Genomic DNA, 10,092 nt, shown 5'->3' on the forward strand with positions numbered 1-10,092 from the left:
GGGTGTGGACGCAATCCTCGGGCTGATCGAACACATCTACGAGGCGGGCGCGCATCCCGAGCAATGGCAGCGCGCGCTGAGATCGCTGGCCGACGTTACCGGCAGCCGCGACGCAACCATGGGCGGCCAGACCGCCGCGCAGGTGCCGCTGCTGGTATCGGTCCACACCGACCCGGACTACGTACTCAGCTATAGCCAGCACTATCACCGCCGCAACGCCATGCAACTCGCGATGCACAGCACGCCGGTCGGGCGGGCCGTGCTCGATTCCATGGTGGTGGATCGTGACACGTTTCGCGCCGGCGACTTCTATAACGAATGGTGCGTGCCGCAGCGGTACCTGCACGGCGCCGCGCTGAACCTGGCCACCTCGCAGGGCTGGCGCGCCACGCTGATGGTGTCGGGCGCCAACGAATACGAACCAGAGACGCTGCGGACGCTGACGGCGGTGACGCCGCACCTGATCCGCGCCTTCCAGCTCAACCAGTTGCTGCACGAAACCCAATCGATGGGCATGGGCGCCTTCGCGGCGCTGGAATATCTCGACCGCGGGGCGCTGCTGGTGGGCGTGGGTGGCGCGATTCGCACCGCAAATGGCATCGCCGAGCGAATCGTGGCGCAGGGCGATGGGCTGATCCTGAAGGATGGCCAGCTCAGTTGCAGCAAAAGCGGCGAGACGGCAGCGCTGGAGCGGCTGATCGGGCAATGCGCGCGCGGCATCGTGGTCGCGGGCGAAGGCATGGTCCGGGTGTCCAGAAGCGAAGGCCGCTCGCCGCTGCTGGTGCAGTGCCTGCCCTTTCCATCGAGCACCTGGTGGCCGGGTTTTACCCAGCAACTGGCGATGATCTTCGTCACCGATCCCGATGCGCGCATGGAGCAGGTGATGCAAAGACTGCGGCAGCGATACGGCCTGACCCCGGCCGAAGCGAGCCTGGCCTGGGAAATCGTGCGCAGCGGCGGCCGCAAGACCGCGGCTCTGCAGCGTGGCATTTCGGTAGCCACGGCGCGCAGCCAACTCACCGCCATTTTCGACAAGACCGGCGTGCGCCGGCAGGCAGAACTGGTGCGCCTGCTGCTGGATGAACAGCCGGAACGGCCTGCTAGCGAATAAAACCCAGCCGGACGTCGAGGTCGCCCAGCGGCCTGGCGGCGGCCAGTGCATCGCGGGCCTTGCGGCTGTCGCGGTCCATGGCGGCGATCAGTTCGTCGAGGCCGGAAAAGACCTCCTGGCCGCGGATATGGGCGATCAGCGCCACGGTGATGGTCTGGCCGTAAATGTCCTCATCGAAATCGAACAGGTGCGTCTCGAAGGGCGGCAACTGGTTGTTGAACATGGGCTTGCCATAGGCGGCGACGCCGTCGAACACGCGCTCGCCCAGCCGGGCGCGGACGGCGTAGACACCTTGCGCGAGCTGGAAATTGGCGTGGGTCATGGTGTTGGCGGTGGGATAGCCGAGCTCCCTGCCCCGCTGGTCGCCCTTGACCACGCAACCATCGAAAAACCAGTGATAGCCCAGCAGGCGATTGGCGGCGGTCACGGCGCCTTCCGACAAGGCGGCGCGGATGCGCGAGGAGGAGATGACCTCGTCGCCCTCATCCATCAGGTCGAGGATTTCGACGGCAAAGCCCTGTGCCTCGCCGGATGCCCTGAGGAAGGTGGGGGTGCCGCGGCGCTGGCGGCCGAAGTGGAAATCCGCGCCGACGATGACGCCGGTGACATCAAGGGCCTCGACCAGGAAGCGGGAGACGAAATCCTCGGCCTCGATCTGGGAGAAGGCGCGGTCGAAATGGAGGATGGCGATGGCATCAAGCCCCAGGGCCTCGGCCAGCCGCGCCTTGGCATCGCCATCGGTGAGGCGGAACATGAAGGGCGCCGGCGCGAAGACATCGCGCGGATGCGGCTCGAAGGTGAGGACCATGGCCGGCACGCCGGCTTCGGCAGCGCGCGCCTTGAGCGTGGTCAGCACGGTCTGGTGGCCGCGGTGCATGCCATCGAAATTGCCGATGGCGACATAGGCGCCACGCAGCGCGGCGGGGACGGCATCGAGGCCCGAAAGACGCAGGAAGGTGGTCAAGGCACTCACCAGCTGAGGCGCGGCAGGAAGCCGGCCAGGTGGGCGCGGCTGGGCGCCACGAGGTCGGCGATGGTCTGCGGGTCGGGCTTGCCGAAGGCATCGAGTTCGGCGGCGTGGATGGAGCCGGTGACGAAGAGCAGATCGATGCCGAACTGGGCGGCGCCGGTGGCGTCGGTGCGCACGCTGTCGCCAATGGCGAGGACGCGGGACTTGTCGAGCGGCCTGCCGGCGGCCTGCTCGGCGAGGCGGAAGGCTTCCTCGTAGATGGGCTGGTAGGGCTTGCCGGCCATCAGCACCATGCCGCCCATGGCGGCGTAGAGGTCGCCCAGGGCGCCGCCGCAATAGATGATCTTGTCGCCATGCTCCACGACGCGGTCGGGATTGGCGCAGATCATCGGCAGCCTGCGGCTGAGCCAGAGGCGGGCGCGCTCGCGGTACATTTCGGGCGTATCGTCATCGGTATCGAGATCGGTGACGACGACCACCTCGGCCACGTCGGCACCGGTGCGGTGCACGTCGAGCCCTTCATAGAGCGCGTCGTCCTCGGTGGCGGGGCCGACATGATGGATGGCCCTGCCGCGATATTTGGCGATCATGGCGCGGGTGGCGTCGCCCGAGGAAACGATGGCGTCATAGGCGCCGCGATGCACGCCAAGCCGGTCGAGCATATCGATGATGGGACCGGATGGACGCGGGGCGTTGGTGATGAACACCACCTTGCCGCCGGCCTGGCGAAATCCGGCCAGCGCCTCAACCGCGCCGGGAAACGCCTCGACGCCGTTGTGGACGACGCCCCACACATCGCTCAGCACCGCGTCATAGCGGGTGGCCAGGTCGGAAAGACCGGAGATGGAAGGCAGGGGACTGGTCATCGCGACATTCCGATGCGAACAGGATGGGCGTTCTATGTGGCAGCTTGGGGGTGCGGATCAAGGGGAAACGCATTTGTGCGTTGGTATCATAGGTCGCTATGGTCCTCCCCCAGGAGAGAAAGGGACATGGCATACAGGCCGGCACGACCTCGCCATGTCCACCGTATGGTAGGTGGAGATTGGGTGTTGAGAGCCGGATCGGGGCCAACCACCCCCACCCTTGATCCCTCCCCGCAAGGGGAGGGAGACGATTGAAACATCCGCGGCCCGCCAGTTTTCAAATGCCAGGTGGCGTCGCTTGCCCGCCCTAGAGTTCCACCCGGCGCAGTTGCGGGGGCTGGCGGGCGGGTTCGGTCATCAGGTCGGGCCGGGCCGGGCCGGGGGCGGCGATATGGGGGCCCTGGGCCAGGGTGATGCCGTCTTCGAGCAGTTCAACGATCTGGCTTTCGCCGGCAATGCCGGTGGCCATGAGGCGGACTTCGAAGCGGGCGATGTAGTTGGCGATGTCGGAGGCGTGGAAGTCGGTGAAGACTTCGGGTTCCTCGATGAAGCGGGCGGCATCGATGCGCAGCGAGCGCACGCCCTGCGCCGCCAGTTCGGCAATGTCGACGCGCAGCGACTTGACGCTGGCGATGGAAAAGCCGGCGCCCTTCCTGGCCACGGCATCGGCAATGGCCCGCTCGCCGGTGGTGAGAGACCGCCAATCGACATCGCTGACGACAAAGATCAGGCTGGGCGCGATGGCGCGGTTGGCTTCGAGCGCCACGATCAACTGCTCGGACGCCACCGAGTCGCCCAAGGTGGCGCGCGACAGGGGGATGTAGAGCGTGACCGGCTGGCCGCCGGTGCGCGAGCGGCGGCAGATGGTGATGGCCTCGACCAGGCCCATACCCTCGATATGGCGCATGACATCCTCGCCGCCGCGGCGGGGCTGGAAATCGGTGCGGTCGGCCAGGTCGCCATCCTCGAGCATCAGGCGGGGGACCAGGTCATAACCCTGCGGGCGGCGCTGGGGCAGAGTGACGACCGGCTGGATGTGATAAATCAGGCGGTTTTCCGCGATGGCCTGGCGCAGCATTTCGAGCGGAATGGTCGGCTCGGGGTCGCGGGTGGCCGGCGGCGGCGCCGGGGCGGCGATCATGCGATCTCGGCCGGCGGCGGGCTTGGCCACGCGATCCTCCATCTCGGCCACCGCTTCGGCGACCTGACGGATGACAGTGCCGAGCACGGAAATGTCGGCTTCGACGCCTTCGAGGCGCGCGCCGGCATTGAGGTCGGCCATGGCATTGATGCGCTGGCCGAGCACGGCGCCGGCCTGGGCATCGGTGGCAAGCAGGCGGGAGAGATCCTCGATGGCCCTTTCCAGCCGGTTCTCGGCGCGCTGGCGCAGCGTACGTTCGAGCAGCACGACGCAGACGCAGCCGAACACCACGGCAGCCAGAATGGCCTCTGACGGCGTGAAGGTCAGGCCGAAATAGGCCGCCGCGCCAACGGCGGCGGCAGCAAGGGCAATGAACGTGTAGACCAGTGCCTGCACGGGCGGACCTCGGAAGCGCCGGGATTCGGCCCTCTCCTCATAGCATCGCACAATAGGGTGCAAAAGCGCGGAGCCACCGCTGTCCCAAGCCTATTTAGGGGATCAGGTGGCGAAAATGTTCCAGGCGCGCGAGAAGAAGCGGTGGAACAGCACCAGTTGGGCCGCGCCGTTGGCCGCGGCGGAACCACCCATCTGCCCCAGAGACACGGTGGGCCTGTCGGCGCCGAAATAGGGCATGGCGGCGAGGTGATGATCGACCCGTTCGAGCAGCCGGTCCATGATGGGCCGTGGCATGACACCGTCGATAATGGTCAGATTGAGCTCCATCACCGCCCGTGTGCTGAGCACGGCGCTGGCCAGCGCCCTGCCCGCGTCATCGAGCCAATCGGTGGCGAGCGGTTCGAGCGAAACCCAGTCCCAGTTCATCGGATCGCCTGCCGGCAGGCTGCCGCCGGCGGCCTCGATGCGCTGCTGCAGCGCCAGGATGGAGGCGATGGTGTGCAGATAACAGGGCCGGCCCGCCGCATCAGCAACCAGGATGGCGCCCAGATTTGCGGCATTGCCGGTGGGACCCTGCCAGAGCTGACCATCGATGGCGATGCCGGCGCCAACCAGGGTTCCCACCTGGAAATAGGCCATGCCGCGGGGACGAGGCTCGGGCCGGGCGATGAATTCGGCCCAGCAGGCGGCATTGCCGCTGTTGAACCATTCCACGGGCTCGCCGACGGCACGACTGACCTCGGCAGCAAGGTCGGCGCCGCGCCACAGTTCCACCTGCCCGGCGGGGGCGCCGAGGCGGCCCAGATGCCGTTCTAGATGGGAGGGGCTGGCCACGCCGATGCCGGCCAGCCGGCTCACCTGCTGGGCGGTCATGCCGGCGCGGATGGTGGCGACCTCGGCCGCGATCTCGGCAAAGATGGTGTTGAAATCGGGCCAGGCATAGCTGCGGCGGATGCTGGCGAGGGTGAGGCCGGACATGCCGAAGAGCAGGACTTCGAAATGCCGCCAGCCGAGCCCGATGCCGATACCGAAAGCGCCGTCGGGATTGAGGAAAAGCGGCGTCGCCGGCTGGCCGCGGCGGCCGCGCAGCACCTCGCCGCGCAGCACCAATTCGCGGGCTTCGAGATCGACGACGATACGCGAGGTGGTCTGCGGCCCCAGACCCGACAGCCGCGCCAGTTCCGCATTGGACACGCCGGGATTCAGCCCGATGAGCGTCATCACCGCGCGCTCATTGGCAAGGCGCACGCCGGACTGGGCGAAACCGCGCGCTATCGGCCCGATACCATCGTCCACTGAATTCTTCTGCATGGCGGCTGACTTAATAGGCAGCGAGCGATCCGATCAAGCGCCAAGTCCATAGGCAATCACGCAAAATGCAAATGTCTGGAACGGTTTATTTACCCTGTTACGGAACAATTGGCGCAACCGGGACAGACCGGCAATGCCGGACAAACCGGCAGAGTGAGCAACGGGAACGCGAGGACCGCACCGCATGGCGCATAACCGAAGCGAGGGCGAACCGCTTGGACGGCTGCTGCTGATCGATGGGGACGAGCCGCATGCCCTGCTGGTGGCCGAAACGCTCGGCCAGAGCCTGGGCAATCGCGTTCGCATCGCTGTCGCGGCCGGAGGCCGGCAGGCGGCAGAGCAGTTGCGCGATACGGAATTCGACATCGTATTGGCCGACCTGGCGAGCCTGCGCGATCTCTGCGAGCGCAGCGACGACGCCGTGGCACGGCTGGTGCGGCTGGCCGACGGCGCGCTGTTCGTCGCCGTTTCAGACGGGGCTTCGGTTTCGGCGGCGGTCGGCGCGATGCGCGCCGGGGCGCATGACTATGTGGTCAAGCCGGTCAATGGCCCGGCCATGGCGGCCCGGATCGGCGAACTGGCACAGCGGCACGGCAAGGGCCGCGCGCTCGCCATCGAACCGGTGGCCGAGGGGCGTTCCGACTTTGCCGGCTTTATCGGCGCATCGAGCGCCATGCAATTCGTCTATGAGCAGATCGGGCGCATCGCCGCGTCGTCGGCGCCGGTCTTCATCACCGGGGAAAGCGGCACCGGCAAGGATGTCTGCGCCGAGGCGCTGCATGCCACGGGACCGCGCTTCGGCAAGCGGCTGGTGGCGATCAACTGCGCCGCCATTCCGCGCGACCTGATGGAAAGCGAGCTGTTCGGCGTGGCGCGCGGCGCCTTTACCGGCGCCCATGAGGACCGCAAAGGCGCGGCAGAACTGGCCGATGGCGGCACGCTGTTCCTCGACGAGATCGGGGAAATGGATCTGTCGCTGCAAAGCAAGCTGTTGCGATTCCTGCAGACGGGGGCGCTGAGCCGGGTGGGTGAATCGGGCGTGCGACAGGTGGATGTGCGCGTCATCTGCGCCACCAATCGCAATCCGATGCAGCTCATCACCGAGAAGAAATTCCGCGAGGACCTGTTCTACCGCCTGCATGTGCTGCCTATCCATCTGCCGCCGCTGCGGCAGCGGCCGACCGATATCATGGTGCTGGCGCGGCATTTCCTGGCGCGCTACGCCGCCGAGGAACACAAGCATTTCAACGGCTTCCCGCCCGATGTGGCCAGCCTGCTGACCTCGGCGGAATGGAAGGGCAATGTGCGGCAATTGCAGAACCTGGTGCGCCGGCTGGTGGTGATGGGCGATGGCGGCGACATCACCATGGCCATGCTGGCGGCTGCCGACATCGAATCGCGGGGCGTCATCGCCCAGCCCGAGCCGGCGCCACGGACGGAGCGCCGCCCGCCGATCCTGCCCATGTGGCAGCAGGAGCAGCGCATCATCGAGGATGCCATAGCCAGCTTCGGCGGCAATGTGTCGCTCGCCGCGGCGGCGCTGGAAATCAGCCCGTCGACCATCTACCGCAAGCGCCAGGGCTGGGCCGAGATGGCGGCGGCCAGCTAGGTGCCACGCCCTCGTGGTTCGAGGCTCGCAAAGGGCTCGCACCTCACCATGAGGGCTACTGAAACACCGGGCTAACAGTAGCCCTCATGGTGAGGCGAGAGCGCAGCGACCCTCGAACCACGAGGCGTGGCACTAAGGCGTATTGGCTTCCTTTGCCTTGACGCGGTCCAGCCCGAGATAATGTTCACGCAGGATCACGGCAATGCCGGAGGCGACGATGATGAGCGCACCCAGAATCATGGCCGCGGTGGGAATATCGGCGAAGACGATGAAGCCGACGACCAGCGTCAGCAGCAGCGACACATATTCGAACGGCGCGATGACCGACATGTCGGCATAGCGATAGGATGACGTCATCAGCAACTGACCGACGCCGCCGGCAAAGCCGGCGCCGATCAGCAATGCCGCCTGGGCCGGCGTGGGCATGGCCCAGCCGAAGGGTATGGTGGCCAACGACATCACGCTGGCGCTGATGAAGAAATAGACGACGATGGCCTCGGTGCGTTCGGTCCGCGTCAGCTTGCGCACCTGCATCATGGCGAAGGCCGACAAGACGGCGCCCCCCAGCGCGGCGACGGCGCCGACCGCCTCGGCATTGCCAAGCGGCTGGCCGGTGGTGAACAGGGTCAGCCGCGGCCACAGGATGATGATGACACCGAACAGCCCGAGGGTGACGGCCGTCCAGCGGAACAGGTGCACGCGCTCCTTGAGCAGCAGGGCGCTGAAGACGACAATGAGCAACGGAGCGGCATAGCCGATGGCGGTGGCCTCGGGCAAAGGCAGCCGGGTCAGCGCGAAAAAGCCCAGACCCATGGATGAGGCGCCGACCAGGGCGCGCAGGATGTGACCCAAGGGATTGCTTGTGTGCAGAGCCGCCCGCAACTGGCCGCGCCAGAGCAGCCAGAACACGACCGGCAGAAAAGCGAAAAAGCAGCGGAAAAAGACCAGCTCCCCAGCGGGAATGGTTTCGGTGGCCTTGAGCAAGGTCGCCATGACGACGAAAAAGAAAACGGAAACGACCTTGAGCGCGATGCCACGCATCGGCCCGCCCCGATGTTGCACGGTGCCGGCGGCAGCTTCTGGAACGGGAGCGGTCACGGCGGTCTCGTGGGTACAGCCGGGATCAGCGGCCGGAGGATTGCTCCAGCTTTTCCTTGGCAATGCGCGCGGTGGCGAACGCCTTGTGCTCGGGGCCGACGGCCGAGCCCGATTTGACCACCTTGCCGGCGGCATCGAGGATTTCCCAATGCCAGTTGGCATTCGGGCCGCTGCCGCCCTTGAGGCGCAGCTTGATCTGAAGGGTGTTGTCCTGGGTCATGGGGGCGTTATGGCTCAGGTTGGCGCGGGGGGGAAGGGGCCGGACGAAAAAGAAACCTTGAAATGCTGGATTCCACCGCATCCACCGTGTCATCCCGGCCTTGAGCCGGGATCCATTCTGAGATGGATGGGCATGTCAGGTGGACGGACGATCCACCTTGCGGCTGYGGCGCGATCTCGGGATGGGTCCCTGTGTTGTTTGATTGTGTCATGATTGACGCGGGCGGGAGACCGTTGGGTCCCAGGTTGTGAGCCCCTGTGTTGTTTGATTGTGTCATGATTGACGCGGGCGGGAGACCGTTGGGTCCCAGGTTGTGAGACCGCGAGCCGGCACGGGTCCCCGCCCGCTCTTGACCACCTGAACAGTTGCACGAGGCCAGTTGCAATGGACCTCGCATCACAGGGACAGGCCYCATGACGCTATCACCGACCTGGATAGGAATCGACGTTTCTAAACGCTGGCTGGACATTGACGCACCCGCCGGCGGTATCTGCAAGCGCATCGCCAACACGGCGGACGCGATTGCCACGTTTGCCGCCACCCTGCCCATGGACGGCACCACCGTCGTCCTGGAAGCGACCGGCGCCTATGATACGACCTTGCGTCACGAACTGGCCTGGGCCGGCATCGGTTTTGCTCGGGTCAACCCGCAGCGGGCCCGCGACTTTGCCCGTGCCACCGGGCGCCTGGCCAAGACCGATGCGCTCGATGCGGCCATGCTGGCGCAGATGGGCGCTGCCCTCAAGCTCCATGCCGATCCACTGCCCGATCCCGCCCGGGAACGCCTGGGCCTGCTCAGCAAGCGGCGCGACCAGTTGGTGGAGATGCGAACTCAGGAAAAGCTCCGACGGATCGAGGCCGCAGACCCGTTCATCGTCCAGGATATGGACCGGCACATGCAGGCCCTCGACCAAGCCATCGACGCCGTTGAAGCGGAGATCGACACGCTGGTTAAGAGTACCCCCCAACTGGCACAGGACAGGGCGCTGATCCGAACCATGCCTGGGATAGGGCCTGTTACGGCCACGGTGTTGCTGGCACTCCTGCCCGAACTGGGGCAGCGCTCGTCAAAGCAGATCGCCGCATTGGCCGGGTTGGCCCCGATCAACCGGGACAGTGGCACCAGCCGGGGCAAACGCAGCATCGGCCCTGGCAGACGCCGAGTCTGCAAGGCTGCCTACATGGCCGCCGTTGCATCCCTGACCAGCCGATCGCCCCTCAGAGCCAGCTATGATCGGTTGCGCCAGGCTGGAAAACCGGCAAAGGTCGCCCTCATCGCATTGGCCAGAAAGATCATCGTCACTCTCAACGCCATGATGAAATCAAGAACCCCCTTCCACCCCTAAACTACAGTTGCCGGCTCAAGGCCG

The 10,092-nt window shown here is 66.2% G+C and carries 9 protein-coding genes; 3 read left to right on the forward strand and 6 right to left on the reverse strand.

Going from position 1 to position 10,092, the window contains the following annotated elements; all coding sequences use genetic code 11:
• Nucleotides 1-4: 4 nt before the first annotated feature.
• Nucleotides 5-1,111, forward strand: coding sequence for a helix-turn-helix transcriptional regulator (locus ASD80_RS01950; RefSeq protein ID WP_156460278.1), 1,107 nt, complete (start codon nucleotides 5-7; stop codon nucleotides 1,109-1,111).
• Here ASD80_RS01950 and ASD80_RS01955 read toward each other — a convergent pair.
• From ASD80_RS01955 to ASD80_RS01970, 4 genes are all read right to left on the reverse strand, one after another.
• Nucleotides 1,101-2,075, reverse strand: coding sequence for a bifunctional riboflavin kinase/FAD synthetase (locus tag ASD80_RS01955; protein WP_156460279.1), 975 nt, complete (start codon nucleotides 2,073-2,075; stop codon nucleotides 1,101-1,103). The genes ASD80_RS01950 and ASD80_RS01955 overlap by 11 nt on opposite strands.
• A 5-nt stretch (nucleotides 2,076-2,080) precedes the next feature.
• The gene (locus ASD80_RS01960; protein WP_056228152.1) at nucleotides 2,081-2,947 is read right to left on the reverse strand and encodes a TIGR01459 family HAD-type hydrolase; all 867 of its coding nucleotides are present in this window, start codon (nucleotides 2,945-2,947) and stop codon (nucleotides 2,081-2,083) included.
• 307 nt (nucleotides 2,948-3,254) lie between these two features.
• Nucleotides 3,255-4,484, reverse strand: a complete 1,230-nt coding sequence (locus tag ASD80_RS01965) for an EAL domain-containing protein (protein ID WP_056228156.1) — start codon at nucleotides 4,482-4,484, stop codon at nucleotides 3,255-3,257.
• A 102-nt stretch (nucleotides 4,485-4,586) separates the two neighbouring features.
• Entirely contained in the window at nucleotides 4,587-5,795 is a 1,209-nt protein-coding gene (locus ASD80_RS01970; protein WP_056228159.1) for an ROK family transcriptional regulator, read from the reverse strand.
• Nucleotides 5,796-5,979: 184 nt separating this feature from the next.
• On the opposite strand from ASD80_RS01970, the gene ASD80_RS01975 reads away from it, so the two are divergent.
• Nucleotides 5,980-7,404, forward strand: a complete 1,425-nt coding sequence (locus ASD80_RS01975) for a sigma-54-dependent transcriptional regulator (RefSeq protein ID WP_082554983.1) — start codon at nucleotides 5,980-5,982, stop codon at nucleotides 7,402-7,404.
• 132 nt (nucleotides 7,405-7,536) lie between these two features.
• On the opposite strand, the gene ASD80_RS01980 is transcribed toward ASD80_RS01975, so the two are convergent.
• Nucleotides 7,537-8,445, reverse strand: coding sequence for a DMT family transporter (locus tag ASD80_RS01980; RefSeq protein ID WP_056228162.1), 909 nt, complete (start codon nucleotides 8,443-8,445; stop codon nucleotides 7,537-7,539).
• An 82-nt stretch (nucleotides 8,446-8,527) separates the two neighbouring features.
• Complete coding sequence (locus ASD80_RS01985) at nucleotides 8,528-8,722, reverse strand: hypothetical protein (RefSeq protein WP_056228165.1); 195 nt, start codon at nucleotides 8,720-8,722, stop codon at nucleotides 8,528-8,530.
• Between the two features lie 413 nt (nucleotides 8,723-9,135).
• Between ASD80_RS01985 and ASD80_RS01990 the strand changes: the two genes are divergently transcribed.
• On the forward strand, nucleotides 9,136-10,068 hold the full coding sequence (locus tag ASD80_RS01990) for an IS110 family transposase (RefSeq protein ID WP_056228167.1): 933 nt from the start codon (nucleotides 9,136-9,138) through the stop codon (nucleotides 10,066-10,068).
• Nucleotides 10,069-10,092: the final 24 nt, after the last annotated feature.

It is taken from the genome of Devosia sp. Root635, from assembly GCF_001427605.1.
Taxonomy (GTDB): Bacteria; Pseudomonadota; Alphaproteobacteria; order Rhizobiales; family Devosiaceae; genus Devosia.